We start from the raw sequence: 26997 nt of genomic DNA, 5'->3' as shown, positions 1-26997 counted from the left end.
GATGTCCCAGCAGCCCACCCTGATCCGCGAAACCTTCCCCGTCGGCCCGTTGCAGTGCAACTGCACGATCATTGGCGACCCGATCACCAAAAAAGCCATCGTCGTCGACCCAGGCGGCAACCACGAACTGATCCTCGCGCGTCTCGATGCCTTGGGCCTGAAGGTGGTCAGCATCATCCACACCCATGCGCACCTGGATCACTTCCTGGCCTCCGGTCAGCTCAAGGAGAAAACCGGCGCGACCCTGCACCTGCACAAAGAAGATCAGTTCCTCTGGGACAATCTGGAGATGCAGTGCCAGATGTTCGGTGTGCCTTACACGCCGGTGCCGTCGCCGGATCGCTGGTTGGCCGATGATGAAGAGCTGGCTTGCGGTTGCGGCGTGGCGTTGCATACGCCGGGTCATACCCCGGGTTCCATGAGCTTTTGGTTTTCCGAGGCCAAGCTGCTGATTGCCGGTGACACGTTGTTTCGTCGCGGGGTAGGGCGTACGGATTTGTGGGGCGGCGATCAAGCGACCATCGTGCGTTCAATCAAGCAGCGACTCTATACGCTCGACGAAGAAGCAACGGTCGTGACCGGGCATGGTCCGGACACGCGCTTGGGCGATGAAATGCGCGAGAACCCGTTTGTGCGGGCTTGAAGGCAATCGACGGAATTTTCGTCGGCCAAAATGATCCAACACCCGCAAAGGTCCATTGCCTTTGTCCGTTGCACCCCAGAATGCAAAAAGTAGGAGCTCTTCATGTTCACCAAGCAGCGTTTGATTATCGTCGCTACGGCTGTGGCCTTGCTGTCTGGCTGCGCCTCGCCTAACCCTTATGACAACCAGGGCCAGGCTGACAGTGGCTCCACGGGCATGAGCAAAACCGCTAAATACGGTGGCCTCGGCGCTCTGGCTGGCGCCTTGGCTGGCGCCGCCATCGGTCATGATAACCGTGGCAAGGGCGCGCTGATTGGCGCTGCCGTGGTGGGTGCTTCCGCTGCCGGTTACGGTTACTACGCTGACCAGCAAGAGAAAAAGCTGCGGGCCAGCATGGCCAACACCGGTGTCGAGGTGCAGCGTCAGGGTGACCAGATCAAACTGATCATGCCGGGCAACATCACGTTTGCCACCGATTCGGCAAATATCGCCTCCAGCTTCTATCAGCCGCTGAACAATCTGGCCGGCTCGCTGAAGGAGTTCAGCCAGAACCAGATCGAAATCGTCGGCTACACCGATAGCACCGGCAGCCGCCAGCACAACATGGACCTGTCGCAACGTCGTGCGCAGAGCGTGGCGACCTACCTGACCTCGCAAGGTGTCAGCGGCGCCAACCTGTCGGCGCGCGGTGCCGGGCCGGATAATCCGATTGCCAGCAACGGCGACGTCAATGGCCGGGCGCAGAACCGCCGCGTTGAAGTCAACCTGAAGGCGATTCCGGGTCAGCAGTACGGTGGTCAGCAGCAGCCGGGTACGGTTCAGCAGTATCCGTAATTGTCTGATTGAACCCCAGGCGTAAAAAAGCCCGCCCGATTCTCAGTAGATCGGGCGGTTTTTTTTTGTCGCCAGTTCCGGCCCCTTCGCGAGCAAGCCCGCTCCCACAGTGTTCTGTGTCGATCACAACAATGTGGCAAAGCACAAATCCCCTGTGGGTGCGGGCTTGCTCGCGAAGGGGACAGAACAGGCGATGAAAACTTCAAAATTAAAAAAGCCCCCGGACAATCACTCATCCGGGGGCTTTTTCATGACGCGCGAGACCTGATTACTTCTTCAGGCCGTAATGCTCATCGAGCATGCCCGGCGCGTTCGGAGCTTTGGGGGCGTAGTCGCGAGGCGGCTCCTGATTGCGCGGTGGCGTCAGGCGTTCCCGGGGAGCCTGTGCCGAATCGGCGTGCAGGGCGGCCAGCAATCGTTGACGAGTCTGCTCGTCCAGGGCCAGGCGGTTGGCACCCTCGGCGAGGTGATCCTGCACTTCCTGATAGCTCGCCGTCAGCTTCTTGACCAGGTTTGCAGTGCTGTTGAAGTGGGTGACCACCTCGTTCTGATAACTGTCGAAACGTTCCTGAATGTCATCCAGCTGACGTTGGGTGCTGCTAGGCGCGGCATTCGGCACCAAACGAGCGATCAGGAAACCAATGGCGACACCCACAACCAGGGCAAGAGTCGGCAACAACCAAACTAAGAGCGAGTGTTCCACGAGTCCTTCCTCTATAAACGGCTTTGCTTTACGTTAACGGCTCGAACCTGCGCTGTATACCGCGATTCACTCGCAATAGATTGGCACAGACAATTTGCTAGACGAGTCGACCCGATTCGAGGTCACGGAGTTCCTTCCTTGCTTATGCGCGAAACCCCTGTAGTGATTGATGGCCCGGTCGGCCAACTGGAAGCCCTTTATCTTGATAATGAGCAGCCGCGCGGCATCGCGCTGATCTGCCACCCGAACCCGGTGCAGGGCGGCACCATGCTCAATAAAGTCGTCTCGACCCTGCAGCGCACCGCGCGCGACGCCGGTTTGATTACTTTGCGCTTCAACTACCGTGGCGTCGGTGCCAGCGAAGGCACCCACGACATGGGCACCGGCGAAGTCGACGACGCCCAAGCCGTTGCCGAATGGCTACGGGCCAAACACCCCGAGTTGCCGCTGACCCTGTTCGGTTTCTCCTTTGGTGGTTTTGTTGCAGCAAGTCTCGGCGGACGCCTGGAAGCCAAGGGCGAACAGCTCAAGCATCTGTTTATGGTCGCGCCGGCTGTCATGCGCCTGGGCGATCAGGATCAACTGCCGCAGCAGGGTGAACTGACCCTGATCCAGCCGGAAACCGACGAAGTGATCGATCCGCCACTTGTTTACGAATGGTCCGACAAGCTCGAACGCCCCCATGAGCTGCTGAAAGTGGCAGAATGCGGACACTTTTTTCATGGCAAGCTGACCGATCTCAAGGATCTGATCCTGCCGCGCCTTTCGAATTGATTGCAGTCTGACAAGCGATTACCCATGACGACTCGTACCCGTATCCTCACCGGCATCACCACTACCGGCACGCCGCACCTGGGCAACTACGCCGGCGCCATCCGCCCGGCGATCCTGGCCAGCCGTGACAGCAATGCCGATTCGTTCTACTTCCTGGCTGACTACCACGCCCTGATCAAATGCGACGACCCGCTGCGCATCCAGCGCTCGCGTCTGGAAATCGCCGCGACCTGGCTGGCCGGTGGCCTGGATGTGGATCGTGTGACGTTCTATCGCCAGTCCGACATCCCGGAAATCCCCGAGCTGACCTGGCTGCTGACCTGCGTTGCCGCCAAGGGCCTGCTCAACCGCGCCCATGCCTATAAGGCCTCGGTGGACAAGAATGTCGAGACCGGCGAAGACCCGGATGCGGGCATCACCATGGGCTTGTACAGCTATCCGGTGCTGATGGCCGCGGACATCCTGATGTTCAACGCCCACAAGGTGCCGGTCGGTCGTGACCAGATCCAGCACGTGGAGATGGCCCGCGACATCGGCCAGCGCTTCAACCACCTGTTCGGCCAGGGCAAAGAATTCTTCACCATGCCGGAGGCGCTGATCGAAGAAAGCGTCGCCACGCTGCCAGGCCTCGACGGTCGCAAGATGTCGAAGAGCTACGACAACACTATTCCGTTGTTCAGCAGCGCCAAGGAAATGAAGGACGCGATCTCGCGGATCGTCACCGACTCCCGCGCGCCGGGCGAAGCCAAGGATCCGGACAACTCGCACCTGTTCACTCTGTTCCAGGCGTTTGCCACGCCGGCACAGTCCGATGAATTCCGCAGCGAACTGTTGCAGGGCCTGGGTTGGGGCGAGGCGAAGAATCGCCTGTTCCAACTGCTCGATAGCGAGCTGGGCGAGTCCCGCGAGCGTTATCACCAACTGATCGAACGCCCGGCGGACCTGGAAGACATGCTGCAACTCGGCGCGAAAAAAGCGCGTTCGGTGGCTACACCGTTCCTCCACGAACTGCGCGAAGCGGTCGGCCTGCGCTCTTTCGTCGCCCAGACTCAGGTCGCTGCCACCACCAAGAAGAAAGCTGCGAAAGCCGCGCGTTTTGTCAGCTTCCGCGAAGAAGACAGCAGTTTCCGCTTCCGTCTGCTGGCGGCCGATGGCGAGCAACTGCTGTTGTCGCGCAACTTCGCCGACGGCAAAACCGCTGGTCAAGTGACCAAGCAGCTGCAATCGGGCCAGCCGTTGGATGTGCGCAGTGAAGAGCAGAGCTTCAGCGTCTGGCTGGAAGGTGAGTGCGTGGCCGACAGCCCGACCTTTGCTGACAACGCCGCTCGCGACGTCGCCATCGACGCCCTGCGGGTTGCGCTGACACCGGTTCAGGAATAAATCAACGGCTCGACCCGACCAAGGGCCGATTGCCATTCCCACGGGCCGTCGCTACAGTGACGGCCCGTTTTTGTTGCCTTGCTAACGAATTATGACGCCCCTAGAACGATATCAAGCTGATCTGAAACGCCCGGAATTCTTCCATGACGCCGCGCAGGAAACCGCCGTGCGTCATTTGCAGCGCCTGTACGACGATCTGGTCGCTGCGTCGAACACCAAGCCGGGCCTGCTCGGCAAACTGTTTGGCAAGAAAGATCAGGCACCGGTCAAGGGCCTGTATTTCTGGGGCGGCGTGGGTCGCGGCAAGACTTACCTGGTCGACACCTTCTTCGAAGCGCTGCCGTTCAAGGAAAAGGTCCGCACTCACTTCCACCGCTTCATGAAGCGCGTGCACGAAGAGATGAAGACCCTCGGCGGCGAGAAGAACCCGCTGACCATCATCGCCAAGCGCTTCTCTGATGAAGCCCGGGTGATCTGTTTCGATGAATTCTTCGTGTCCGACATCACCGACGCGATGATCCTCGGCACGCTGATGGAAGAGCTGTTCAAGAATGGCGTGACCCTGGTTGCGACCTCGAACATCGTGCCGGACGGTCTGTACAAGGATGGCCTGCAACGTGCGCGCTTCCTGCCGGCCATCGCGCTGATCAAACAGAACACCGACATCGTCAACGTCGACAGCGGCGTCGACTATCGTCTGCGCCACCTCGAGCAAGCCGAGCTGTTCCACTTCCCGCTGGACGAAGCCGCTCAGGAAAGCCTGCGCAAAAGCTTCCGCGCCCTGACTCCGGAATGCACGGCCGCCATCGAGAATGACGTGCTGATGATCGAGAATCGCGAAATTCGCGCCGTGCGCACCTGCGATGACGTGGCCTGGTTCGACTTCCGCGAACTGTGCGACGGCCCGCGCAGCCAGAACGATTACATCGAGCTGGGCAAGATCTTCCACGCCGTGTTGCTCAGCGGTGTCGAGCAGATGAGCGTCACCACCGACGACATCGCCCGACGCTTTATCAACATGGTCGACGAGTTCTACGACCGTAACGTCAAGCTGATCATCTCGGCTGAAGTCGAGCTCAAGGACCTCTACACCGGCGGTCGCCTGAACTTCGAATTCCAGCGCACGCTCAGCCGTCTGCTGGAAATGCAGTCGCACGAATTCCTGTCCCGGGCGCACAAGCCGTAGGACGATTCGGACAATAAAAAAAGGGCCTGCACATGCAGGCCCTTTTTTGTTCACCGCAGTTTTCCTGTGGGAGCGAGCCTGCTCACGAAGGCGGCGGATCCAGCATTGATGTGACTGATTTATCGCTTTCGCGAGCAGGCTCGCTCCCACATCGGACGGGTGTTGGGTTCAGCTTAGGCGGCTTGCTGAAATTGCTGCCGATACTGATTCGGCGACAACTCGGTGTGCTGGCGGAACAGCCGCGCAAAGAAGCTCGCATCGTCATAACCGACTTCATAGCTGATGGTCTTGATGCTCTTGCGGCTGCCCGACAGCAAACCCTTGGCGGTTTCGATGCGCAGGCGTTGCAGGTAATGCAGGGGCTTGTCGCCGGTGGCGGTCTGGAAGCGCCGCATGAAGTTGCGGATGCTCATGCCGTGTTCGCGGGCGACGTCTTCGAAGCGGAATTTGTCGGCGAAGTGTTCTTCGAGCCAGTGCTGGATTTGCAGGATGATCACGTCCTGGTGCAATTTCTGCCCGCCGAAGCCGATGCGTCCTGGCGAATAGCTGCGCTGCACTTCGTAGAGAATGTCCCGGGCCACGGCCTGGGAGACGTTGGCGCCGCAGAAGCGTTCGATCAGGTAGATGTAGAGGTCGCATGCCGAGGTGGTGCCGCCTGCGCAATACAGATTGTCGGCGTCCGTCAGGTGCTTGTCCTGATTGAGATAAACCTGTGGGAAACGCTCGGCGAAGGCATTGAAGAAGCGCCAATAGGTGGTCGCCTCCTTGCCGTTGAGCAGGCCGGCCTCGGCAAGCCAGAACACCCCGGTGGCCTCACCGCAAAGCACGGCGCCGCGAGCGTGTTGCTGACGCAACCAGGGTAGGACCTGTGGATAACGTTGGCAAAGGGTATCGAAATCGTCCCAGAAGGCCGGGAGGATAATGACGTCGGCATTTTCCAGGCCGCCGTCCACCGGCATGATCACATCGCTGAAGCTGTTCACCGGTTTGCCGTCGGGGCTGACCAGCCGGGTTTCGAACGCCGGTGTCAGGCCCTGGCCCAGTTGTTTGCCATATCGCAGGCTGGCCAGATGAAAGAAATCCTTGGCTTGCATGAGGGTGGAAGCGAAAACCCGGTCGATAGCCAGGATGCTGACGCGCCGCAAGGGCGTGGAGACTTGGTTAGACATAATTCAACTTTATTCTTATAGGGGAAAGTGGTCACCAGACGGCTGGATCGTCTTATTTTTTGTCTGATGTGTCCAGTGTCCTGTATCGGATGCGGGGCTTAGTCTCTGAAGGTCAACTTCTTCCAACAATTAATGACAGGTGCCGCATGATCCCCAGAACCTTGTTCAGTTCCGAGCACGAATTGTTTCGCGACAGCGTGCGAACGTTCCTCGAAAAAGAGGCCGTGCCGTTCCACGGGCAATGGGAAAAACAAGGCTACATCGACCGTAAACTCTGGAACAAGGCGGGGGAGGCGGGGATGCTTTGTTCGCACCTGCCGGAGGAATACGGTGGGCTGGGGGCGGACTTTCTCTACAGCACTGTCGTGATCGAAGAGGTCGGTCGTCTCGGCCTGACTGGCATCGGTTTTTCTCTGCATTCGGACATTGTGGCGCCGTACATCCTGCATTACGGCAGTGAAGCGCTGAAGCACAAATACCTGCCGAAACTGGTGTCCGGCGAAATGGTTACCGCGATTGCCATGACCGAACCGGGCGCCGGTTCCGACTTGCAAGGGGTGAAAACCACCGCCGTGCTGGATGGCGACGAGTACGTGATCAACGGCTCCAAGACCTTTATCACCAACGGCTTTCTGGCCGACTTGGTGATTGTCGTGGCCAAGACCGATCCGAAGGCTGGCGCGAAGGGCACCAGTCTGTTTCTGGTCGAGGCCAACACCCCGGGCTTCGACAAGGGCAAGCGCCTGGAAAAGGTCGGCATGAAGGCTCAGGACACGTCGGAGTTGTTCTTCCAGGACGTGCGGGTCCCCAAGGAGAATCTGTTGGGGCAGGCGGGCATGGGCTTCGCTTACCTGATGCAGGAGTTGCCGCAGGAGCGCCTCACCGTCGCCATTGGCGGGTTGGCGTCGGCCGAAGCTGCGTTGAAATGGACGCTCGATTACACCCGTGAACGCAAGGCGTTCGGCAAGGCGATTGCCGATTTCCAGAACACGCGCTTCAAGCTGGCGGAGATGGCGACTGAAATCCAGATCGGCCGGGTCTTCGTTGATCGCTGCCTGGAGCTGCACCTGCAAGGCAAGCTGGATGTGCCGACCGCAGCGATGGCCAAGTATTGGGGGACTGACCTGCAATGCAAGGTGCTCGACGAATGCGTGCAGTTGCATGGCGGTTACGGATTCATGTGGGAATATCCGATCGCCCGAGCGTGGGCCGATGCGCGGGTGCAACGGATTTATGCGGGGACCAATGAAATCATGAAGGAGATTATTGCGCGGTCGCTTTGATTTTGCGGTGACTGTCAGGCCCTCATCGCGATCAGGCTCACTCCTGCAGGGATTGTGCAAAACCTGTGGGAGTGAGCTTTTCGCGATGGGGACTATGAGTCGATCAAGGCGCCGGGTTCGGGTGATCCTTGTGAATCGCCTCAATCCCCGCCAGCACTTCATCGGAAAGTTTCAGCTCGAAACTGGCGATGTTGCTCTCTAGTTGCTCCAGGGTTGTGGCGCCGATGATGTTGCTGGTCACAAACGGCTGCTGATTGACAAACGCCAACGCCATTTGCGCCGGGTCCAGGCCGTGTTCCCGGGCCAGCGCGACATAACGGCTGCACGCTGCTTCCGACTGCGGGTTGAAATAGCGGCTGAAGCGGCTGTAGAGGCTCAGGCGGCCTTTTGGTGGGCGTGCGCCACCTTCGTACTTGCCCGACAGGAAACCGAACGCCAGCGGCGAATAGGCGAGCAGGCCGCACTGTTCGCGGATGGCGATTTCCGCCAGGCCGACCTCGAAGCTGCGGTTGAGCAGGTTGTACGGGTTCTGGATAGACACCGCGCGCGGCCAGCCACGGGCTTCGGCCAGGGCGAGGAAGCGCATGGTGCCCCATGGCGTTTCGTTGGACAGGCCGATGTGGCGGATCTTGCCGGCCTTGACCTGCTCGTCCAGCGCTTCGAGGGTGTCCTCCAGCGGCGTGAGGTTGGCTTCGGTCTGGTGTTTGTAACCGAGCTGGCCGAAGAAGTTGGTGCTGCGTTCCGGCCAGTGCAGCTGATAGAGGTCGATGTAGTCGGTTTGCAGGCGCTTGAGGCTGGCATCCACGGCTTCAGTGATGTGCTGGCGGTTGTGTCGCAGGTTTTTATCGCGGATGTAATCGATGGTGTTGCCGGGGCCGGCGATTTTGCTGGCGAGGATCCAGTCGGAGCGATCACCGCGACTTTTGAAGTAATTGCCGATGTAGCGTTCGGTAGTGGCGTAGGTTTCGGCCTTCGGCGGCACCGGGTACATTTCGGCGGTGTCGATGAAATTGATCCCGGCGTTCTTGGCCCGTTCGATCTGGGCGAAGGCTTCAGCTTCAGTGTTTTGCTCGCCCCAGGTCATGGTTCCGAGGCAGATGGCACTCACGTTCAGATTGGTTCGGCCTAGCTGGCGATAGTCCATCGGGTGCTCCTTGGGCAAAACAATCATAAAAGCAGGTTGAATTATTTTTCGCAATCTGCATAATTGCGCACCTCTTTCTGCAGTGGAAGTGATGCGCCGCCGCCGAAGAATCTTGCCGTTGAACGGACGCGCCGACCCGAGCCCCCGAAAGCGTCTGTATCCGGCTGCCTTTGACTTGTCAAAGTACGCACTATTCAGTAAGATCCGCCGTCTAATTTACAGGGCGGCCCCTGAGGCTATAAAGAATGAAAACTTTTACTGCTAAACCGGAAACAGTACAGCGCGACTGGTTTGTCGTCGACGCTGCAGGTCAGACCCTGGGTCGTCTGGCCACCGAAATCGCGAGCCGTCTGCGTGGCAAGCATAAAGCTGAGTACACTCCTCACGTTGACACCGGCGATTACATCGTCGTTATCAATGCCGAGCAGATTCGTGTAACCGGTGCTAAAACCACCGACAAGATCTACTACTCCCACTCCGGTTTCCCGGGCGGCATCAAGTCGATCAACTTTGAAAAGCTGATCGCCAAAGCCCCTGAGCGCGTGATCGAGACCGCGGTCAAAGGCATGCTGCCTAAGAACCCGCTGGGTCGCGACATGTATCGTAAGCTGAAAGTCTATGCGGGCGCTGTACACCCTCATACTGCTCAGCAGCCCCAAGAACTGAAGTTTTAACGGAATAGTTCATTATGTCGGCGACTCAAAATTACGGCACTGGCCGTCGCAAGACCGCAACCGCACGCGTTTTCCTGCGTCCGGGTACTGGTAACATCTCGATCAACAACCGCTCCCTGGATAATTTCTTCGGTCGCGAAACTGCCCGCATGGTAGTTCGTCAGCCGCTGGAATTGACCGAGACAGTTGAAAAGTTCGACATCTACGTCACCGTTATCGGTGGCGGTGTAAGTGGTCAAGCTGGCGCAATCCGCCACGGTATCACTCGCGCTCTGATGCAGTACGACGAAACCCTGCGTGGCGCTCTGCGCAAAGCTGGCTTCGTTACTCGCGATGCTCGTGAAGTTGAACGTAAGAAAGTTGGTCTGCGTAAAGCGCGTAAGCGTCCGCAGTACTCGAAGCGTTAATTCGCTTTCGCGTTCAAAAAGAACGCCCAGTTTCCTCGCGAAGCTGGGCGTTTTTTTATGGGCGCGATTTATCAAAGAATTGCGCTGTGACAACTTGCCACAGCCGTAGAAGCCCTATACTGCAAGGCTTGGCAGTGAAGCCCCTCGGTAATTACCTTGTCAGAATTGGGGCTTTTCATTACCATTCGGCAAAATTTTTATAAGTTCAGATTTTTACTTAGTAGACGCCTGATTTAACAGGCCACAAAGCTGATGGGAGAGGACTGAATGAGCAATGACGGCGTGAATGCAGGCCGGCGTCGCTTCTTGGTAGCAGCCACATCCGTGGTGGGTGCTGCAGGAGCGGTGGGGGCTGCGGTCCCGTTCGTGGGGTCATGGTTTCCCAGTGCCAAGGCGAAAGCCGCAGGTGCACCGGTGAAAGTGAATGTCAGCAAAATCGAACCAGGTCAGCAGATGATTGCTGAGTGGCGCGGTCAGCCGGTGTTCATTGTCCGCCGTACCGAGGAAATCCTGGGGAATCTGAAAAAGATCGAGGGCCAGCTGTCTGACCCGACCTCCAAGAACTCGACACAACCGACCTATGTCGACCCGGAAACGCGTTCGATCAAGCCAGAAGTTCTGCTGCTGATCGGTATCTGCACGCACCTGGGTTGCTCGCCGACCTTCCGTCCAGAAGTGGCACCTGCGGATCTGGGCAAGGACTGGGTAGGTGGTTATTTCTGCCCTTGCCACGGTTCCCACTACGATCTGGCTGGCCGCGTCTACAAGTCGCAACCTGCGCCTTTGAACCTGCCAGTTCCCCCGCATTCCTATGAGACCGATGACATCATTGTCATTGGCGTCGATACGGAGAAAGCGTGATGAGCAAGTTCATGGATTGGGTTGATGCACGCTTTCCCGCGACCAAAATGTGGGAAGACCATCTCAGCAAGTACTACGCCCCGAAGAACTTCAACTTCTTCTATTTCTTTGGCTCCCTGGCGCTGCTCGTTCTGGTCAACCAGATCGTTACCGGTGTCTGGCTGACCATGAGCTACACGCCATCGGCGGAAGAAGCGTTTGCTTCCGTTGAATACATCATGCGCGACGTCGAGTACGGCTCGATCCTGCGTATGTTGCATGCCGTCGGCGCTTCGATGTTCTTTATCGTGGTTTATCTGCACATGTTCCGTGGCTTGCTCTACGGTTCGTACCAGAAGCCGCGTGAGTTGGTGTGGGTCTTCGGCATGCTGATTTACCTGGCGCTGATGGCTGAGGCCTTCATGGGTTACCTGCTGCCGTGGGGCCAGATGTCCTACTGGGGCGCCCAGGTGATCATCTCGCTGTTCGGTGCGATCCCGGTCATCGGTAACGACCTGACCCAGTGGATCCGTGGTGACTACCTGATTTCCGGTATCACCCTGAACCGCTTCTTCGCCCTGCACGTCGTGGCCCTGCCGATCGTGATTCTCGGTCTGGTGGTGCTGCACGTCCTGGCGCTGCACGAAGTCGGTTCGAACAACCCGGACGGCGTCGACATCAAGAAACACAAAGACGAAAACGGCGTACCGCTGGACGGCATTGCCTTCCACCCGTATTACACCGTGAAAGATATCGTCGGCGTGGTGGTGTTCCTGTTCATCTTCTGCTCGATCGTGTTCTTCTTCCCGGAAATGGGCGGTTACTTCCTCGAGAAGCCGAACTTTGAAGTGGCGAACGCCTTCAAGACCCCTGAGCACATCGCTCCGGTCTGGTACTTCACACCGTTCTACGCGATTCTGCGGGCAGTTCCGGACAAGCTCCTGGGCGTTATCGCCATGGGCGCGGCCATCGCTGTGCTGTTCGTCCTGCCGTGGCTGGATCGCAGCCCCGTCAAGTCGATGCGCTACAAAGGCTGGCTGAGCAAAATCTGGCTGGTGGTGTTCTGCGTCTCGTTCGTGATCCTCGGCGTTCTGGGTGTTCTGGCTCCGACGCCGGGTCGTACGCTGCTGTCGCAGGTATGCACCTTCCTGTACTTCGCCTACTTCATTCTGATGCCGTTCTACACCAGGCTCGAGAAGACCAAACCGGTTCCGGAAAGGGTGACTGGCTGATGAAAAAGCTATTTGCTGTACTGATTCTTGCTGCCATGCCTGTGTTGTCCTTCGCGTCGACGGCCGGTGCTCCTGAACTGGAAAAGGTCGATATCGACGTTTCTGACAAAGCGGCCATGCAGGACGGCGCACGTACGTTCGCCAACTATTGCATGGGTTGTCACAGCGCCAAGTTCCAGCGCTACGAGCGTGTTGCGGATGACCTGGGCATCCCGCATGACCTGATGCTCTCGAAGCTGGTGTTCACCGGCGCCAAGATCGGCGACCACATGAGCATCGGCATGCAGCCGGCTGACGCCAAGACCTGGTTTGGCGCCGCACCGCCTGACCTGACTCTGGTAGCGCGTGTTCGTGGTACGGACTGGCTTTATGGTTACCTGAAGTCCTTCTACGAAGATCCGTCGCGTCCTTGGGGTGTGAACAACAAGGTTTTCCCGAACGTGGGCATGCCTAACGTCCTGGTTGGCCTGCAAGGTCGTCAGGTTGTCGGTTGCAAGCAGGTTCCGATCGTCGAAGACGGCAAGAAGCAATATGATCCGCTGACCGGTAACGCGCTGACACATGAAGCGTGCGATCAGCTGACCATCGTGCCGAAGAGCGGTGCTCTGACCGAACAGCAGTTCGATGAGAAGGTCAAGAATCTGGTAACCTTCCTGGCTTACTCGGCTAACCCGGTTAAGCTGGAGCATCAGCGCATCGGTACCTATGTGTTGCTGTACCTGGCGTTCTTCTTCGTATTCGCTTACTTGCTCAAGCGTGAATACTGGAAAGACGTCCATTGATAAAGCTGTAAGCAATTGCTGTTAATCGCACGCGCCCAGGGGCGTCTCTGAAGGTGTAACGAGTCTGGCAAGCCAGACGTTACGGGAGGCGTCCTCTGGGCGCGTGCGTTTTTCCGCTTCCGATAATTTCAACAAGCGAGGAGGACCGCCATGGGCGTGACCAATCGGTTGGCCTGTTACTCCGACCCCGCCGACCACTATTCCCACCGAGTGCGCATCGTACTTGCAGAGAAGGGTGTCAGCGCAGAGATCATTTACGTGGAAGCTGGTCGCCAGCCGCCTAAACTGATTGAAGTGAACCCTTACGGAAGTCTGCCCACCCTGGTCGATCGTGACCTGGCGTTGTGGGAGTCGACCGTGGTGATGGAATATCTGGATGAGCGTTACCCGCACCCGCCCTTGCTGCCGGTTTATCCTGTGGCGCGTGCCAACAGCCGTCTGCTGATCCATCGTATTCAGCGTGACTGGTGTGGTCTGGTGGATCTGATCCTGGATTCGCGGACCAAGGAAGCCGCCCGCGTCGTGGCTCGTAAAGAGTTGCGTGAAAGCCTGACTGGCGTGTCGCCGTTGTTTGCCGACAAGCCGTTTTTCCTCAGCGAGGAACAAAGTCTAGTGGATTGCTGCCTATTGCCAATACTCTGGCGTTTGCCGATTCTGGGTATTGAACTGCCGCGGCCTGCCAAGCCGTTGCTTGATTACATGGAGCGCTCGTTTGCGCGTGAGGCTTTCCAGGCGAGTCTGTCTGGTGTCGAACGCGATATGCGCTAAGGCTTAAGGAGCCGCTATGAACTCCAGTCGACCTTATCTGGTCCGCGCGCTCTATGAGTGGATTGTGGACAACGATTGCACCCCGCACATGCTGGTCAATTCCGAGTATCCATCGGTGCAGGTGCCTCAGGGTTTTGCCAGTGACGGACAGATTGTCCTGAACGTATCGCCGGCTGCCGTGCGTCATCTGCACATGGACAACGAAGCGGTCAGCTTCGAAGGGCGCTTCGGTGGCGTGCCGCACACTCTGTACGTGCCTATCGCATCGATCCTGGGTATTTACGCCCGGGAGAATGGTCAGGGCATGGTGTTCGATCTGGAATCGCCTATGGAAGACGTGGAAGATATCGAGCCGGATGATGATATTCCGCCGCCCGACAGCGAACCACCGCGTCCCAGCGGTCGACCCAGTTTGAAAGTGGTGAAATAAAAAAAGGGTGATCCGCGAGGATCACCCTTTTTTATTTCATGTAGGCGCCAGGCTTGCCGGCGAAGGCGTCTTTAAGAGCACCATCGCCGATAAGCCATATCAGTCAATGTACTCAAACAACTTCACAATCTTCTGCACGCCTGAAACGCTTTGCACCAGATTGGTAGCCTGCGCCGCTTCCTGCTTGGTCAGCAGGCCCAGCAGATAAACGATGCCGTTCTCGGTGACGACCTTGATGCGCGAACCCGGGATGTTCGGGTCGGTGAGCATCTGGGTTTTGATCTTGGAGGTCAGCCAGGTGTCGTTCTGACGGGCAAGGAAACCGGAGGGCGGCAGGACCTGCAGTTCGTTATGCACCTTCTTCACGCGCTGGACCGCGGCGGCAGCCTGTTCGGCCTTGGCCTTGAGCTCGGCAGTCGGTGTTTGCCCGGCGAGCAGCACGACGCCGTTGAAGCTGGTGACGACGATGTGCGAATCGTTGTCCAGGGCAGGATCGGCCTTGGCGACGTTGACGCCGACCTTGGTGTCGATCAGGGAGTCATCGATCTTGCTGCCGAAGGTGCGCGTACCGCGGTCATCTTCAATGGGTGCTTCACGGCTGGCTTTAACCACCGAAGTGCAGCCGCTGATGCCGAGGCACAGGGTCAAGGCCAGAAGGCCTAGGCGATTAGGGGTCATTCTTCACTCCCGAACAGTTGGCTGTCGATCAAATCGCAAAGGCAATGGATCGCCAGCAGGTGGACTTCCTGAATACGTGCGGTGACGTTGGCCGGTACGCGAATCTCGACGTCCTCGGGTAATAGCAACGACGCCATGCCGCCGCCATCGCGACCAGTCAATGCTACGACAATCATTTCGCGATCATGTGCGGCCTGGATCGCTTGAATAATGTTCGCCGAGTTACCGCTGGTGGAAATCGCCAGCAATACGTCACCCGGTTGGCCCAGCGCGCGGATCTGTTTGGAGAAAATTTCGTTGTAGCTGTAGTCATTGGCGATCGAGGTGATCGTCGAGCTGTCGGTGGTCAGCGCAATGGCGGGCAGGCTCGGACGTTCGCGCTCGAAGCGGTTGAGCAGCTCGGACGAAAAGTGCTGGGCATCACCGGCGGAGCCGCCGTTGCCGCAGGAAAGCATTTTGCCCTCATTGAGCAGGGCGTTGACCATTACCTGGCTGGCTTGCTCGATGTGCGGTGCAAGTACGTCCATCGCCATTTGCTTGGTGTCGATACTGGCCTGAAAAAGCTGGCGAATTCGGGATTGCATGTCCATCTGTGTGACCTTAATTAGCGCGGCTACTCGGCACATGAATGTGCAGCCCGCAAAGCAAAGAGCAAAAGTGTTGGGTAAAGGTGTCCGCTTCGGGGCGCAGGCGATCAGCTATCGAAGGCATTCTGCAACCAGTTCAACTGATCGAGGTTGCTGTCGATGGCAACCACGTCGAAGCGGCAGGGGGAATTGGCCCAACGCGACTCGCGCTGAAGAAAATACTGCGCGGCGAAAATCAGTTTCTGCCGTTTGCGCCCATCGATGCTGTCGAGCGCTCCACCCCACTGGGTGTTTTTTCTATAGCGGACTTCAACGAATACTACTGTATCGCCATCAAGCATGACCAGATCAAGCTCGCCGCGTTTACACAACCAGTTCTGCGCCAGCAGGCGCAGACCTTGCTGTTGAAGATGCTCGAGCGCATGGCGCTCGGCATCTTTACCGCTTTGCTGGCGTGACCTGTCAGGCATCAGCGTGAGGTATCCGGCAGGCGTTGAACCTGACCGCTGACGAACTGTGCCCAAGGCAACTGGCGCACCACGCGCTGGTTTTGAGTCATGCCCAGGCTGCCCGACTGACCTTCAATACGGCTGTCCGGCAGTGCCTTGAGTTGCCCCAGTCGCGGTGCCAGGCGATAGGCGTCAACGCCCATTGCGTAGAGGCGGCCGAGGCTGCCGGCGGCCTGCGGCCATTGTGCGGTGACCTGTTTGCGCAGCGGATCATTGGCGTCCAGCAACCACGGGGTTTCGCAGAAGCGGATGCCGTTCATGTCGTTGTACTGGTTCACGTCGCCGCTGGCACTGAACACGTGGGAGGTGGCGTAAACCGGCACGTCGCCCGCGTACTGGAAGTTCAAGGTCGGTTTGATCTGCTGGGCCTGTTGCGGAGTGGCAGCCAGGAAGATGAACTCGATGTCCTGACGGCGCGAAGGCTGGGCTGCTATCTGCGAGCCGACGGTGCTTTGCAGGCTCTTGGCGCGACCTTCGCTCTGGCGCAGCTGGAACATGTCGGCAATCTGCTGGGCCAGTTGAACCGGTTGGTCAACGCGCTCGGTCGCGACAATGCTGCCGCCGTTGGCTTGCCAGTCCTGGCTGAATGCGCGCAACACGCGATCGCCCCATTCGCCTTTCGGCACCATGATGGCGGCGCGATGCAGGCCGTCGGCGCGAGCACGACGAGACACTTCACGGGCTTCGTCTTCAGCGGCCAGACCAAACTGGAACAGCTGGGCCGGACCTTGTTCACCTTCGCTGTAGTTCAGCGCCAGGGTGGTGATCGGCAGTTGCGGGCGAGCACTAAGCTGTTTGACCAGTGGTTTTTCCAGCGGACCGACCACCAATTGCACGCCATCGGCCTGGGCCTTGCGATAGAACTCGTCCATCGAAGTCAGTTTCGAGCTGTCATAGAACTCAATGGCAGGCGGCTTCTGCCCGGCTTGTTGAGCCTGGTAGTGAGCAGCCATGAAACCTTCGCGCAGTGCTTTGCCGACCGACGCCAGCGGGCCGTCTTGCGGCAGCAGCAGGGCGATCTTGCTCAGGGGCTGGCTGGCCAGTTCCTTGAGCTTGGTCAGTGGCAGAGGCAACTGAATGGCAGCCGGGTGCTTAGGGTTCTGGGCGCGCCAGTTGTCAATCGCGGCTTGCTGCTGTTCCAGGGTTCCGGCGGTTTTCACCGCCAGTGCCAGGCCCATCCAGCCGCCGAGGTCATCATTGGTGGTGGGCTGCAGTTGATCGGTTGGCAGCGAGGCGATCAGGGTCCAGATCGCTTCGTGGTTTTTGGCGGCGGCTTCACCTTCGAGCATGGGTGCGATGAAAATGCGCTCCCGTGCGGCGGCCAGCGTCTGTCCGTCGGCCTCAAGGGCGCGAGCATGGACAGTGCCGGTGCGAACCTGTTGCTCGACCGGCAACTCGCTCAGGCGTTGCAGGCTCGGATGGCTCAAGGCAGTCAACGCTGCCTTGGGCTGATTGCGCGCCATGGCCAGTTCAGCCGCCAGGGTGCTGGCGAAGACCTGTTGGCCTGGCTTGAGTTGTTCCACCGGAACCTGTTGCAGGATTTGCGCGGACTGGCCGGCATTGCCCTGACGATAGGCCAGGTCGGCCGCGCTCAGGCGCAGCAACGCAGCTTTTTCCGGGTCCTTGCTTTGAGCGGCCTGTTCGAGCAGCTGCTCGATACTGGCGTCAGGGGTCCGTGGAAGTTCGCCAAGGCTGGAGGAGGGCGAGCTGGCGCAAGCCGCCAGCAAGGCAGCGAGGCAGAGGGCAGTGAACAGCCGCAGGCAAGCGATCATGTAGTGTTCCTGATACTCGATCAAATTAGCGTGGAATTGTACCCAAGCACTGGCCGGGGCGCGATGTTACTGGCGTGAATCGATCAATTTAGCTCGTACAAATGTTGCAGCGCTGCACAAACGCCTGAAAAACCCGAGGAGGGCGGGGCGATCGCAAGCGCCGCTACGCGCTACAATGTCGCCTTTTACCGATCATGAGGTGTGCGCTTTGACTGCTCCAGGTGCTTTGAATTCCGCTGCTGGCTCGCTTTATGTGGTGGCGACGCCCATCGGCAACCTGGACGACATCAGTGCACGTGCGCTGAAGATCCTGCGCGACGTCGCGTTGATTGCCGCCGAAGACACCCGTCACTCACAGCGCCTGATGCAGCATTTCGGCATTCCCACGCCGCTGGCCGCGTGCCATGAGCACAACGAGCGCGACGAGGGTAGCCGCTTTATCACGCGATTGCTGGCGGGGGATGATGTGGCGCTGATCTCCGATGCTGGCACGCCGCTGATTTCCGATCCGGGTTATCACCTGGTGCGTCAGGCTCGTGCCGCCGGGATCAATGTGGTGCCGGTTCCGGGTGCCTGTGCATTGATCGCGGCATTGTCGGCGGCGGGGCTGCCGTCGGACCGTTTCATTTTCGAAGGCTTCCTGCCGGCCAAGGCTGTCGGTCGTCGTGCTCGTCTTGAGCTGGTCAAGGAAGAGCCGCGCACACTGATTTTTTATGAGGCGCCGCATCGCATCCTTGAGTGCCTGCAAGACATGGAGCTGGTGTTCGGTCCTGAACGTCCGGCGTTGTTGGCCCGTGAAATCACCAAAACCTTCGAAACCCTCAAAGGCCTGCCGCTGGCCGAGCTGCGTGAGTTCGTCGAGTCGGACAGCAATCAGCAGCGTGGCGAGTGTGTGGTGTTGGTGGCGGGCTGGTCTGTACCCGAGACCGAGGACGCGGTCAGCAGTGAGGCCATGCGCATCCTCAATCTGTTGCTTGAAGAGATGCCGCTCAAGCGTGCGGCGGCATTGGCGGCGCAAATTACCGGTGAGCGCAAGAATGTGCTCTATCAGGTGGCGCTGGATAAACAGAAGGGCGAGTAAAAACCCGACGCACAGGAGCAGCCAAAGGCGTTTAGCGCTTGTTCTTCGGCCGCTCTGCCGTTAACCTTCGCGGCGGAGAGTCGATTGGACAGTCGCTGCCCTCTATGAAAATTAGGGGGGGGAGGAAAGTCCGGGCTCCATAGGGCGAAGTGCCAGGTAATGCCTGGGAGGCGTGAGCCTACGGAAAGTGCCACAGAAAATAACCGCCTAAGCGCTTCGGCGCCGGTAAGGGTGAAAAGGTGCGGTAAGAGCGCACCGCACGTCTGGCAACAGTTCGTGGCTAGGTAAACCCCACTTGGAGCAAGACCAAATAGGGTCCCAAGGCGTGGCCCGCGCTGGGACCGGGTAGGTTGCTAAAGATGTCCAGTGATGGCCATCGTAGACGAATGACTGTTCAAGACAGAACCCGGCTTACAGATCGACTCTCCACCTTTTTCTCCTCCCTGCTTTAATCATTTAAGCAGGGCGCTGGTAGTAGCATTTTCCCTCCTTCCAGAATCGTTGCCAGAACACTTTCGTAATACCGAAAAAATCTTACTCTTAACAAACTACTTTAACTTTCGAACGCAGCCTTCTGTGCTGATTCAAGTTATTGGGCAAATTCAGCCGTCAGATTGTCGTTACCCCTCCGTTTACCCTCCTAAATCTCAGTTCTGTAAGGCTTTTCCTTTAAACCGCGCCTTGACGGTGCGGTGGCCGCATTCCTATAGTGTGCGCAAGTGGCGGAAAGTGGCATGAAGTGGGTTTTTTGAGCGTAAAACGCTAATATTTGGAGAAACGCTGACGTGTTTCGCGGAGCTAACGCTATCAGTCTCGACGCAAAGGGCCGTCTCGCTATGCCGAGCCGGTACCGTGACGAGCTCGTTTCGCGTAGTTCCGGTCAACTGATCGTCACAATTGATGCCGTTGATCCGTGTTTGTGTGTTTACCCCCTCGATGAGTGGGAAATTATCGAAACCAAACTGCGCGCACTGCCTTCGCTTCGCGAAGAGAACCGCCGCCTGCAACGTTTGCTGATTGGTAATGCCGTCGACCTCGAGCTCGATGGCAGTGGTCGTTTTCTGGTTCCGCCGCGTCTTCGTGAATATGCCAGGTTGGATAAGCGCGCGATGTTGGTAGGCCAACTGAACAAGTTCCAATTGTGGGACGAGGATGCCTGGGATGCGGTTTCTGCCGCTGACCTGGCTGCTATTCAACAACCGGGCGCCATGCCTGATGAACTGCGTGATTTGATCCTGTGACTATTGATAGCGGCTTTAACCACATCACCGTACTGCTTGACGAAGCCGTGGAGGCTCTCGCCGTACGTCCTGATGGCTGCTATCTGGACGGTACGTTCGGGCGCGGCGGGCACAGTCGGTTGATCCTCAGCCAGCTCGGCCCCGATGGTCGGGTCCTCGGATTCGACAAAGATCCTCAAGCGATTGCCACCGGGCAAACGCTAGCGGCCGAAGACGGCCGCTTTGTCGTTGTGCAACGCAGCTTTGCCGAGCTGGGTTCGGAAGTGGCCGAACGTGGCCTGCACGGCAAGGTCAGCGGCGTGTTGCTCGACCTGGGCGTGTCTTCGCCGCAGCTCGACGACCCTGAGCGCGGCTTCAGTTTCCTCAATGATGGCCCGCTGGACATGCGCATGGACCCGTCCCGCGGGATCAGCGCTGCCGAATTCGTCAACACCGCACCGGTGGAAGAGATCGCCCGCGTATTCAAGGAATACGGCGAAGAGCGTTTCTCCGGCCGCATGGCCCGGGCCGTAGCCGAGCGTCGCGACATCAAGCCGTTCGAGCGCACGGCCGACCTGGCTGAAGTCCTGAAAGTCGCCAACCCGGCATGGGAAAAGGGCAAGAACCCTGCCACCCGTGCGTTCCAGGGCCTGCGTATCCACGTCAACAACGAACTGGGCGACCTGGAAGCCGGCCTCGAAGCCGCACTGGACTGCCTGGAGATCGGCGGCCGTCTGGTCGTCATCAGCTTCCACTCGCTGGAAGACCGCATCGTCAAACTGTTCATGCGCAAGCTGGTAAAAGGCGAAGCCGACAACCTGCCGCGCAACCTGCCGGTCCGTCACGTCGCGTTCGAACCGATCATCAAAATCCATGGCAAAGCGCAGTCCGCCTCCGAGGCCGAACTCAAAGCCAACCCACGTTCCCGGAGCGCCGTCATGCGCGTCGCGGAGAAGCTGCGGTGAGCAAGCTTTTCGCCAAGCCTCTTCCCGGCGGAAGCTTTTTCATGCTGCTGCTGTTTATTGGCGTGCTCGTGTCGGCCATCGGCGTGTCGTACAGCGCCCACTGGAACCGTCAGTTGCTGAACTCGCTGTACGCCGAGTTGAGCGTGCGCGACAAGGCGCAGGCGGAGTGGGGCCGGTTGATTCTCGAGCAGAGCACCTGGACTGCGCACAGCCGTATCGAAGTGCTGGCCACCGAGCAACTGAAGATGCGCATTCCCGGCGCCGCTGAAGTGCAGATGGTGGCGCCATGATGAAACTCGAAGGCGCACTGTTCCCATGGCGTTTCCGCCTGGTGCTGGGCTTGCTCGGCATCATGGTCGCGGCGATTTGCTGGCGCATCATCGACCTGCAAGTCGTCGACCGTGCCTTCCTTAAAGGTCAGGGCGATGCGCGCAGCGTTCGTCACATTCCGATTCCGGCTCACCGTGGTCTGATCACCGACCGTAATGGCGAGCCTTTGGCCGTGAGTACCCCGGTCACCACACTGTGGGCGAACGCCAAGGAAATGCAGCTGGCCAAAGAGAAATGGCCAGCCCTGGCGGTCGCGCTGGGCCAAGACCCTAAAGCCCTGGCCGAGCGTCTCGAAGCCCAGGCCAACAAAGAATTCATCTACCTGGTGCGCGGGCTGACTCCCGAGCAAGGCCAGTCCGTGCTCGACCTGAAAGTGCCGGGTGTCTACGGCATCGAAGAGTTCCGGCGTTTCTACCCGGCCGGTGAAGTCACCGCGCACATGGTCGGCTTTACCGACATCGATGACCACGGTCGTGAAGGGGTCGAACTGGCCTACGACGAATGGCTGGCCGGCGTCCCCGGCAAGCGACAGGTCATCAAGGATCGGCGCGGCCGACTTATCAAGGATGTCCAGGTCACCAAAAACGCCAAGGCCGGCAAGCCCTTGGCGTTGTCCATTGACCTGCGTCTGCAATACCTGGCCAACCGCGAGCTGCGTAACGCGATCATCGAGAACGGTGCCAAGGCCGGCAGCCTGGTGATCATGGACGTGAAGACCGGTGAGATCCTCGCCATGGTCAACCAGCCGACCTACAACCCGAACAACCGTCGCAACCTGCAACCGGCGATGATGCGCAACCGCGCCATGATCGACGTGTTCGAGCCGGGTTCGACCATGAAAGCCATTTCCATGAGTGCAGCGATCGAAACCGGGCGCTGGAAACCGAGCGACACCGTCGAGGTGTACCCGGGCACTTTGCAGATTGGTAAATACACCATCAAGGACGTCTCCAAGTCCGAAGGCCCGGTGCTTGACCTGACCGGCATCCTGATCAATTCCAGTAACGTCGGCATGAGTAAGGTCGCGTTCGATATCGGCGGCGAAACCATCTTCCGCCTCGCGCAGAAAGTCGGCCTCGGCCAAGACACCGGTCTCGGCTTCCCGGGCGAACGCGTCGGCAACCTGCCGAACTACCGCGAATGGCGCAAGGCTGAAACCGCCACGCTGTCCTACGGCTACGGTATTTCCGTGACCGCGATCCAGCTGGTCCACGCCTTCTCGGCCCTGGCCAACAACGGTCGTCTCGCACCGCTGACCCTGATCAAAACCGACAAACCAGCGCAAACCACGCAAGTGCTGCCGGAAGCCGTCGCGAAAACCATGCAGACCATGCTGACCCAGGTGATCGAAGCCCCGCGCGGTGTATTCCGTGCGCAAGTGCCGGCGTATCACGTGGGCGGCAAGTCGGGTACTGCGCGCAAGACGTCGGTGGGCACCAAAGGCTACGCCGAGAATTCCTACCGATCGCTGTTCGCCGGCTTCGGCCCGATGAGCGATCCGCGCTATGCAATCGTGGTGGTGATCGATGAACCGACCAAAGCCGGTTACTACGGTGGTCTGGTATCGGCCCCGGTGTTCAGCAAAGTGATGTCCGGGACGCTGCGCCTGATGAACATCACCCCGGACAACCTGCCACCGACGCAAACCGCTAACGCCACACCGGTCGTTCCACTGAAAGCCAATGGAGGGCGCGGCTAATGTCTTTGAGCCTGAACAAGATTTTCGCCCACGCCGGCCGCGATCTGTTGATCCGCGAGCTGACCCTGGACAGCCGTAACGTGCGGGCTGGCGATCTGTTTCTCGCCGTTCCTGGCGGCAAGCTCGACGGGCGCGCGCACATCGCCGATGCCTTGCAACGCGGTGCTGCTGCCGTGGCTTACGAAGTCGAAGGCGCTACCGTTTTACCGATCACCGACGTGCCGCTGATTCCGGTCAAAGGCCTGGCGGCGCAGCTGTCGGACATCGCCGGTCGCTTTTATGGCGACCCGAGCCGGCACCTGAACCTGGTTGGCGTGACCGGCACCAACGGCAAGACCAGCGTCACGCAATTGGTTGCACAAGCACTGGATTTGCTCGGCCAGCATTGCGGCATTGTCGGCACCCTGGGTACCGGCTTCTACGGTGCACTGGAAAGTGGCCTGCACACCACGCCGAACCCGATCGCCGTGCAAGCGACCATGGCTGACCTGAAAAAGGCCGGCGCCAAAGCCGTCGCCATGGAAGTGTCTTCCCACGGCCTGGACCAAGGCCGCGTGACCGCGCTGGCATTCGATGTGGCGGTGATGACCAACCTGTCCCGCGATCACCTCGATTACCACGGCACCATGCAAGCCTACGGCGAAGCCAAGGCCAAGCTGTTTGCCTGGAATGATTTGAAGTGCCGGGTGATCAATCTCGACGACGAGTTCGGCCGCCAACTGGCTGCGGACAAACGTGAGTCGCGCCTTATTACCTACAGCCTGGAAGATGCCAGCGCTTACCTGTATTGCCGTGAAGCGCAGTTCGATGACGAAGGCGTGCGCGCCACGCTGGTCACGCCGCAGGGCGAACACCATTTGCGCAGCACCTTGCTCGGTCGTTTCAACCTGAGCAACGTGCTGGCCGCCGTCGGCGCTTTGCTCGGCCTGGACTACGCGCTGGACGAAATCCTCAAGGTCCTGCCGAAACTCGAAGGCCCGGCCGGTCGCATGCAACGCTTGGGCGGCGGCACTCAGCCGCTGGTGGTCGTCGATTACGCCCACACCCCGGACGCGCTGGAAAAAGTCTTGATGGCCCTGCGTCCACACGCCAAAGGCCGTTTGTTGTGCCTGTTTGGCTGTGGCGGCGATCGCGATCGCGGCAAGCGTCCGCTGATGGCCGAAGTGGTCGAACGTCTGGCCGACGGTGTGCTGGTCACCGATGACAACCCTCGCACCGAAGATCCTTCGTTGATTTTCGATGACATCCGCGCCGGTTTCACCGCTGTGGATAAAGTCACCTTTGTCGCTGGCCGTGGGCAGGCGATTGCCCAGTTGATCGCCAGTGCTTCGGCGGATGACGTGATTGTCCTGGCCGGTAAAGGTCACGAGGACTATCAGGAAATCAACGGCGAGCGTCACGCTTTCTCCGATCTGGTCGAGGCCGATCACGCCTTGACCGCATGGGAGGTGGCCCATGCTTAAAGCGTTGAAACTGAGTGAGCTGACTGGCGCACTGAATGCACGATTGATCGCAGCCGATGCCACGTTCGATGGCGTCAGCATCGACAGCCGCGCGATCAAACCGGGCCAACTGTTTATTGCCCTGGCCGGTCCGCGCTTCGACGGTCATGACTATTTGAACGACGTCGCCAGCAAAGGCGCGGTTGCCGCTCTGGTCGAGCGCGAAGTCGCCGACAGCGCGCTGCCGCAATTGCTGGTCAAGGACACCCGCCAGGCGTTGGGCCAACTGGGCGCGATGAACCGTGCCGCGTTTACTAACCCGGTCGCGGCGATCACCGGTTCCAGCGGCAAAACCACGGTCAAGGAAATGCTCGCCAGCATCCTGCGCACGCGCGGTCCGGTCCTGGCGACCCGTGGCAACCTGAACAACGACCTCGGCGTCCCGCTGACCCTGCTCGAACTCGCGCCGGAACATACCTCCGCCGTTATTGAACTCGGTGCTTCGCGTCTCGGCGAAATTGCCTACACCGTCGGCATGACCAAGCCGCACGTGGCCGTGCTCAACAACGCCGGGACCGCCCACGTCGGCGAGTTCGGCGGGCCGGAAAAAATCGTTGAAGCCAAGGGCGAGATCATTGAAGGGCTGGAGGCCGATGGCGTCGCTGTGCTCAATCTTGACGACAAGGCGTTCGGCATCTGGAAGGCCCGTGCGGCCGGCCGCAAAGTCCTGACGTTCGCCCTGAACAACCCAAGCGCCGACTTCTATGCCAGCGACCTGGATCGCGATGCGCGCGGTTGCCCGGCCTTCAACCTGCACAGTCCTGAAGGTGTGGAGCGCGTTCAACTGAACATGCTCGGCACCCATAACGTTACCAATGCCATGGCCGCCGCCGCTGCCGCACACGCCTTGGGCGTGTCGCTGTTCGGCATCGCCACCGGCCTCGGCGCGGTGCAACCGGTCAAGGGCCGCACCGTCGCGCAACTGGCCAGCAATGGCATGCGCGTGATCGATGACACGTACAACGCGAACCCCACCTCCATGTGCGCCGCCGTTGATATACTCGCCGGCTTTTCCGGCCGCACCGTTCTGGTGCTCGGAGATATCGGCGAACTGGGCGATTGGGCAGAACAGGGGCACCGCGATGTGGGTGAGTACGCCCGCGGCAAGGTTTCCGCGCTTTACGCCGTTGGGCCACTGATGGCTCACGCCGTGAACGCTTTCGGTCCACAGGCCTTTCACTTCAGCACTCAGGCTGAGCTGATCAAGGCACTGGGCGCCGAGCAAGACACAAACACCACCATTTTGATCAAGGGCTCGCGCAGCGCTGCGATGGAAAACATCGTCGCCGCTTTGTGCGGGTCCAGTCTGGAGAAACATTAATGCTGCTGCTGCTAGCGGAGTATCTGCAACAGTTCTACAAAGGCTTCGCGGTCTTTCAGTACCTGACCCTGCGCGGGATCCTCGGTGTGCTGACCGCGCTGGTTTTGTCCCTGTGCTATGGCCCGTGGATGATCCGCACTTTGCAGAACCGTCAGATCGGTCAATCCGTTCGCCACGACGGTCCACAATCGCACTTGTCCAAGTCGGGCACCCCGACGATGGGCGGTGCACTGATCCTGTCGTCCATCGGCGTCAGCACCTTGCTCTGGGCTGACCTGAGCAACCGTTATGTCTGGACCGTGTTGCTGGTGACGTTGCTGTTCGGCGCTATCGGCTGGGTCGACGACTATCGCAAAGTGATCGAGAAAAACTCCAAAGGCCTTCCGAGCCGCTGGAAATATTTCTGGCAGTCGGTGTTCGGCCTGGGCGCGGCGATCTTCCTTTATATGACCGCTGCGACGCCGGTGGAAACGACCCTGATCCTGCCGATGCTCAAGGACTACAGCATTCCGCTGGGCATAGGCTTCGTTGTTCTGACCTATTTCGTGATTGTCGGCTCGAGCAACGCGGTCAACCTGACCGACGGCCTCGACGGTCTGGCGATCATGCCGACGGTGATGGTCGGCGGCGGTCTTGGCATCTTCTGCTACCTGTCCGGTAACGTGAAATTCGCTGAATACCTGCTGATTCCGTATGTGCCGGGCGCCGGTGAGTTGATCGTGTTCTGCGGTGCCTTGATCGGTGCGGGCCTCGGTTTCCTCTGGTTCAACACCTATCCGGCGCAGGTCTTCATGGGCGACGTCGGCGCGCTGGCGCTGGGCGCGGCCCTGGGCACCATCGCGGTGATCGTCCGTCAGGAAATCGTCCTGTTCATCATGGGCGGCGTGTTCGTGATGGAAACCCTGTCCGTGGTTATCCAGGTTGCTTCTTTCAAGCTGACCGGTCGCCGTGTGTTTCGCATGGCACCCATTCACCACCATTTTGAACTCAAGGGCTGGCCCGAGCCGCGTGTGATCGTCCGTTTCTGGATCATCACCGTGATCCTCGTACTGGTCGGCCTTGCCACCCTGAAGCTGAGGTAGAA

General features: G+C 59.2%; 28 protein-coding genes and 1 other RNA gene. 22 read left to right on the top strand and 7 right to left on the bottom strand.

What is annotated here, in order from left to right:
- Nucleotide 1: 1 nt before the first annotated feature.
- Together FHL16_RS19305 and FHL16_RS19300 are read left to right on the top strand one after the other, a co-directional pair.
- On the top strand, nucleotides 2-643 hold the full coding sequence (locus FHL16_RS19305; RefSeq protein WP_010458191.1) for an MBL fold metallo-hydrolase: 642 nt from the start codon (nucleotides 2-4) through the stop codon (nucleotides 641-643).
- Between the two features lie 102 nt (nucleotides 644-745).
- Complete coding sequence (locus FHL16_RS19300; RefSeq protein WP_010458190.1) at nucleotides 746-1477, top strand: OmpA family protein; 732 nt, start codon at nucleotides 746-748, stop codon at nucleotides 1475-1477.
- A 268-nt stretch (nucleotides 1478-1745) separates the two neighbouring features.
- Here FHL16_RS19300 and FHL16_RS19295 read toward each other — a convergent pair whose 3' ends face one another.
- On the bottom strand, nucleotides 1746-2180 hold the full coding sequence (locus FHL16_RS19295) for a YhcB family protein (RefSeq protein WP_010458168.1): 435 nt from the start codon (nucleotides 2178-2180) through the stop codon (nucleotides 1746-1748).
- 144 nt (nucleotides 2181-2324) lie between these two features.
- On the opposite strand from FHL16_RS19295, the gene FHL16_RS19290 reads away from it, so the two are divergent.
- The 3 genes from FHL16_RS19290 to zapE all read left to right on the top strand — a co-directional run bounded on the left by FHL16_RS19290 (nucleotide 2325) and on the right by zapE (nucleotide 5520).
- Complete coding sequence (locus FHL16_RS19290) at nucleotides 2325-2954, top strand: alpha/beta hydrolase (protein ID WP_042932570.1); 630 nt, start codon at nucleotides 2325-2327, stop codon at nucleotides 2952-2954.
- A 24-nt stretch (nucleotides 2955-2978) separates the two neighbouring features.
- Nucleotides 2979-4334: a tryptophan--tRNA ligase gene (locus tag FHL16_RS19285; RefSeq protein ID WP_077748996.1), complete on the top strand. Its 1356-nt coding sequence runs from the start codon at nucleotides 2979-2981 to the stop codon at nucleotides 4332-4334.
- A 91-nt stretch (nucleotides 4335-4425) separates the two neighbouring features.
- On the top strand, nucleotides 4426-5520 hold the full coding sequence (gene zapE, locus FHL16_RS19280; RefSeq protein ID WP_010458163.1) for a cell division protein ZapE: 1095 nt from the start codon (nucleotides 4426-4428) through the stop codon (nucleotides 5518-5520).
- 173 nt (nucleotides 5521-5693) lie between these two features.
- Here the strand turns inward: zapE and FHL16_RS19275 are convergent, their stop codons facing one another.
- Nucleotides 5694-6590 (bottom strand): GlxA family transcriptional regulator, encoded by an 897-nt coding sequence (locus FHL16_RS19275; protein WP_169857917.1) that lies wholly within the window; start codon nucleotides 6588-6590, stop codon nucleotides 5694-5696.
- Between the two features lie 245 nt (nucleotides 6591-6835).
- On the opposite strand from FHL16_RS19275, the gene FHL16_RS19270 reads away from it, so the two are divergent.
- Nucleotides 6836-7972, top strand: a complete 1137-nt coding sequence (locus FHL16_RS19270) for an acyl-CoA dehydrogenase family protein (RefSeq protein WP_010458159.1) — start codon at nucleotides 6836-6838, stop codon at nucleotides 7970-7972.
- 103 nt (nucleotides 7973-8075) lie between these two features.
- Here FHL16_RS19270 and FHL16_RS19265 read toward each other — a convergent pair whose 3' ends face one another.
- Nucleotides 8076-9116, bottom strand: a complete 1041-nt coding sequence (locus FHL16_RS19265) for an NADP(H)-dependent aldo-keto reductase (protein ID WP_010458157.1) — start codon at nucleotides 9114-9116, stop codon at nucleotides 8076-8078.
- A gap of 245 nt (nucleotides 9117-9361) precedes the next feature.
- Between FHL16_RS19265 and rplM the strand changes: the two genes are divergently transcribed.
- The 7 genes from rplM to FHL16_RS19230 all read left to right on the top strand — a co-directional run bounded on the left by rplM (nucleotide 9362) and on the right by FHL16_RS19230 (nucleotide 14249).
- On the top strand, nucleotides 9362-9790 hold the full coding sequence (gene rplM, locus FHL16_RS19260; protein WP_007905295.1) for a 50S ribosomal protein L13: 429 nt from the start codon (nucleotides 9362-9364) through the stop codon (nucleotides 9788-9790).
- A gap of 14 nt (nucleotides 9791-9804) precedes the next feature.
- Nucleotides 9805-10197: a 30S ribosomal protein S9 gene (rpsI, locus tag FHL16_RS19255; protein WP_002555064.1), complete on the top strand. Its 393-nt coding sequence runs from the start codon at nucleotides 9805-9807 to the stop codon at nucleotides 10195-10197.
- 267 nt (nucleotides 10198-10464) lie between these two features.
- Nucleotides 10465-11058: a ubiquinol-cytochrome c reductase iron-sulfur subunit gene (gene petA, locus FHL16_RS19250; protein ID WP_007905300.1), complete on the top strand. Its 594-nt coding sequence runs from the start codon at nucleotides 10465-10467 to the stop codon at nucleotides 11056-11058.
- Entirely contained in the window at nucleotides 11058-12269 is a 1212-nt protein-coding gene (locus FHL16_RS19245; RefSeq protein ID WP_010458153.1) for a cytochrome b, read from the top strand. The genes petA and FHL16_RS19245 overlap by 1 nt, the downstream gene beginning before the upstream one ends.
- A complete protein-coding gene (locus tag FHL16_RS19240) occupies nucleotides 12269-13051 on the top strand; it encodes a cytochrome c1 (protein WP_010458152.1) in 783 nt (260 codons plus the stop codon). The genes FHL16_RS19245 and FHL16_RS19240 overlap by 1 nt, the downstream gene beginning before the upstream one ends.
- A gap of 150 nt (nucleotides 13052-13201) precedes the next feature.
- On the top strand, nucleotides 13202-13819 hold the full coding sequence (locus FHL16_RS19235) for a glutathione S-transferase N-terminal domain-containing protein (RefSeq protein WP_007905304.1): 618 nt from the start codon (nucleotides 13202-13204) through the stop codon (nucleotides 13817-13819).
- A gap of 16 nt (nucleotides 13820-13835) precedes the next feature.
- Complete coding sequence (locus FHL16_RS19230) at nucleotides 13836-14249, top strand: ClpXP protease specificity-enhancing factor (RefSeq protein WP_010458147.1); 414 nt, start codon at nucleotides 13836-13838, stop codon at nucleotides 14247-14249.
- 99 nt (nucleotides 14250-14348) lie between these two features.
- On the opposite strand, the gene FHL16_RS19225 is transcribed toward FHL16_RS19230, so the two are convergent.
- From FHL16_RS19225 to FHL16_RS19210, 4 genes are all read right to left on the bottom strand, one after another.
- A complete protein-coding gene (locus FHL16_RS19225) occupies nucleotides 14349-14927 on the bottom strand; it encodes a BON domain-containing protein (RefSeq protein WP_010458144.1) in 579 nt (192 codons plus the stop codon).
- The gene (locus FHL16_RS19220; RefSeq protein ID WP_008025961.1) at nucleotides 14924-15517 is read right to left on the bottom strand and encodes a phosphoheptose isomerase; all 594 of its coding nucleotides are present in this window, start codon (nucleotides 15515-15517) and stop codon (nucleotides 14924-14926) included. Before FHL16_RS19220 ends, FHL16_RS19225 begins: the two co-directional genes overlap by 4 nt.
- Nucleotides 15518-15621: 104 nt before the next feature.
- The gene (locus FHL16_RS19215; RefSeq protein ID WP_007904371.1) at nucleotides 15622-15984 is read right to left on the bottom strand and encodes a YraN family protein; all 363 of its coding nucleotides are present in this window, start codon (nucleotides 15982-15984) and stop codon (nucleotides 15622-15624) included.
- Nucleotides 15984-17795, bottom strand: coding sequence for a penicillin-binding protein activator (locus FHL16_RS19210; protein ID WP_077748995.1), 1812 nt, complete (start codon nucleotides 17793-17795; stop codon nucleotides 15984-15986). The genes FHL16_RS19215 and FHL16_RS19210 overlap by 1 nt, the downstream gene beginning before the upstream one ends.
- 175 nt (nucleotides 17796-17970) lie before the next feature.
- Here FHL16_RS19210 and rsmI point away from each other — a divergent pair, with 175 nt between their 5' ends.
- From rsmI to mraY, 9 genes are all read left to right on the top strand, one after another.
- The gene (gene rsmI / locus FHL16_RS19205) at nucleotides 17971-18876 is read left to right on the top strand and encodes a 16S rRNA (cytidine(1402)-2'-O)-methyltransferase (protein WP_167362276.1); all 906 of its coding nucleotides are present in this window, start codon (nucleotides 17971-17973) and stop codon (nucleotides 18874-18876) included.
- A gap of 76 nt (nucleotides 18877-18952) precedes the next feature.
- Nucleotides 18953-19306, top strand: an RNA gene (gene rnpB, locus FHL16_RS19200) — RNase P RNA component class A.
- A gap of 355 nt (nucleotides 19307-19661) precedes the next feature.
- A complete protein-coding gene (mraZ, locus tag FHL16_RS19195; RefSeq protein ID WP_008025967.1) occupies nucleotides 19662-20117 on the top strand; it encodes a division/cell wall cluster transcriptional repressor MraZ in 456 nt (151 codons plus the stop codon).
- On the top strand, nucleotides 20114-21061 hold the full coding sequence (rsmH, locus tag FHL16_RS19190) for a 16S rRNA (cytosine(1402)-N(4))-methyltransferase RsmH (RefSeq protein ID WP_010458133.1): 948 nt from the start codon (nucleotides 20114-20116) through the stop codon (nucleotides 21059-21061). The genes mraZ and rsmH overlap by 4 nt, the downstream gene beginning before the upstream one ends.
- Nucleotides 21058-21351 carry a cell division protein FtsL gene (ftsL, locus tag FHL16_RS19185; RefSeq protein ID WP_010458132.1) on the top strand — a complete coding sequence of 98 codons (294 nt, stop codon included), beginning with the start codon at nucleotides 21058-21060 and terminating at the stop codon, nucleotides 21349-21351. The genes rsmH and ftsL overlap by 4 nt, the downstream gene beginning before the upstream one ends.
- Nucleotides 21351-23090, top strand: coding sequence for a peptidoglycan D,D-transpeptidase FtsI family protein (locus FHL16_RS19180; RefSeq protein ID WP_177346241.1), 1740 nt, complete (start codon nucleotides 21351-21353; stop codon nucleotides 23088-23090). Before ftsL ends, FHL16_RS19180 begins: the two co-directional genes overlap by 1 nt.
- Nucleotides 23090-24553 (top strand): UDP-N-acetylmuramoyl-L-alanyl-D-glutamate--2,6-diaminopimelate ligase, encoded by a 1464-nt coding sequence (locus FHL16_RS19175; protein WP_010458130.1) that lies wholly within the window; start codon nucleotides 23090-23092, stop codon nucleotides 24551-24553. Before FHL16_RS19180 ends, FHL16_RS19175 begins: the two co-directional genes overlap by 1 nt.
- Nucleotides 24546-25913 (top strand): UDP-N-acetylmuramoyl-tripeptide--D-alanyl-D-alanine ligase, encoded by a 1368-nt coding sequence (locus FHL16_RS19170; protein WP_077748993.1) that lies wholly within the window; start codon nucleotides 24546-24548, stop codon nucleotides 25911-25913. Before FHL16_RS19175 ends, FHL16_RS19170 begins: the two co-directional genes overlap by 8 nt.
- Nucleotides 25913-26995, top strand: coding sequence for a phospho-N-acetylmuramoyl-pentapeptide-transferase (gene mraY / locus FHL16_RS19165; RefSeq protein ID WP_010458126.1), 1083 nt, complete (start codon nucleotides 25913-25915; stop codon nucleotides 26993-26995). The genes FHL16_RS19170 and mraY overlap by 1 nt, the downstream gene beginning before the upstream one ends.
- Nucleotides 26996-26997: the final 2 nt, after the last annotated feature.

This window comes from Pseudomonas sp. FSL W5-0299 (assembly GCF_005930655.1).
Lineage (GTDB): Bacteria > Pseudomonadota > Gammaproteobacteria > Pseudomonadales > Pseudomonadaceae > Aquipseudomonas > Aquipseudomonas mandelii.
Note: the sequence above shows the minus strand (reverse complement) of the source record. Positions and strands in the feature narration are given on the sequence as shown.

Bases quoted from the DNA above. Each gene is read 5' to 3' on its own strand.
- FHL16_RS19305 (WP_010458191.1), top strand. From the start codon at position 2: ATGTCCCAGCAGCCCACCCTGATCCGCGAAACCTTCCCCGTCGGCCCG.
- FHL16_RS19300 (WP_010458190.1), top strand. From the start codon at position 746: ATGTTCACCAAGCAGCGTTTGATTATCGTCGCTACGGCTGTGGCCTTG.
- FHL16_RS19290 (WP_042932570.1), top strand. From the start codon at position 2,325: ATGCGCGAAACCCCTGTAGTGATTGATGGCCCGGTCGGCCAACTGGAA.
- FHL16_RS19285 (WP_077748996.1), top strand. From the start codon at position 2,979: ATGACGACTCGTACCCGTATCCTCACCGGCATCACCACTACCGGCACG.
- zapE (WP_010458163.1), top strand. From the start codon at position 4,426: ATGACGCCCCTAGAACGATATCAAGCTGATCTGAAACGCCCGGAATTC.
- FHL16_RS19270 (WP_010458159.1), top strand. From the start codon at position 6,836: ATGATCCCCAGAACCTTGTTCAGTTCCGAGCACGAATTGTTTCGCGAC.
- FHL16_RS19265 (WP_010458157.1), bottom strand. From the start codon at position 9,116: ATGGACTATCGCCAGCTAGGCCGAACCAATCTGAACGTGAGTGCCATC.
- rplM (WP_007905295.1), top strand. From the start codon at position 9,362: ATGAAAACTTTTACTGCTAAACCGGAAACAGTACAGCGCGACTGGTTT.
- rpsI (WP_002555064.1), top strand. From the start codon at position 9,805: ATGTCGGCGACTCAAAATTACGGCACTGGCCGTCGCAAGACCGCAACC.
- petA (WP_007905300.1), top strand. From the start codon at position 10,465: ATGAGCAATGACGGCGTGAATGCAGGCCGGCGTCGCTTCTTGGTAGCA.
- FHL16_RS19245 (WP_010458153.1), top strand. From the start codon at position 11,058: ATGAGCAAGTTCATGGATTGGGTTGATGCACGCTTTCCCGCGACCAAA.
- FHL16_RS19240 (WP_010458152.1), top strand. From the start codon at position 12,269: ATGAAAAAGCTATTTGCTGTACTGATTCTTGCTGCCATGCCTGTGTTG.
- FHL16_RS19235 (WP_007905304.1), top strand. From the start codon at position 13,202: ATGGGCGTGACCAATCGGTTGGCCTGTTACTCCGACCCCGCCGACCAC.
- FHL16_RS19230 (WP_010458147.1), top strand. From the start codon at position 13,836: ATGAACTCCAGTCGACCTTATCTGGTCCGCGCGCTCTATGAGTGGATT.
- FHL16_RS19225 (WP_010458144.1), bottom strand. From the start codon at position 14,927: ATGACCCCTAATCGCCTAGGCCTTCTGGCCTTGACCCTGTGCCTCGGC.
- FHL16_RS19220 (WP_008025961.1), bottom strand. From the start codon at position 15,517: ATGGACATGCAATCCCGAATTCGCCAGCTTTTTCAGGCCAGTATCGAC.
- FHL16_RS19215 (WP_007904371.1), bottom strand. From the start codon at position 15,984: ATGCCTGACAGGTCACGCCAGCAAAGCGGTAAAGATGCCGAGCGCCAT.
- FHL16_RS19210 (WP_077748995.1), bottom strand. From the start codon at position 17,795: ATGATCGCTTGCCTGCGGCTGTTCACTGCCCTCTGCCTCGCTGCCTTG.
- rsmI (WP_167362276.1), top strand. From the start codon at position 17,971: ATGTCGCCTTTTACCGATCATGAGGTGTGCGCTTTGACTGCTCCAGGT.
- FHL16_RS19180 (WP_177346241.1), top strand. From the start codon at position 21,351: ATGAAACTCGAAGGCGCACTGTTCCCATGGCGTTTCCGCCTGGTGCTG.
- FHL16_RS19175 (WP_010458130.1), top strand. From the start codon at position 23,090: ATGTCTTTGAGCCTGAACAAGATTTTCGCCCACGCCGGCCGCGATCTG.
- FHL16_RS19170 (WP_077748993.1), top strand. From the start codon at position 24,546: ATGCTTAAAGCGTTGAAACTGAGTGAGCTGACTGGCGCACTGAATGCA.
- mraY (WP_010458126.1), top strand. From the start codon at position 25,913: ATGCTGCTGCTGCTAGCGGAGTATCTGCAACAGTTCTACAAAGGCTTC.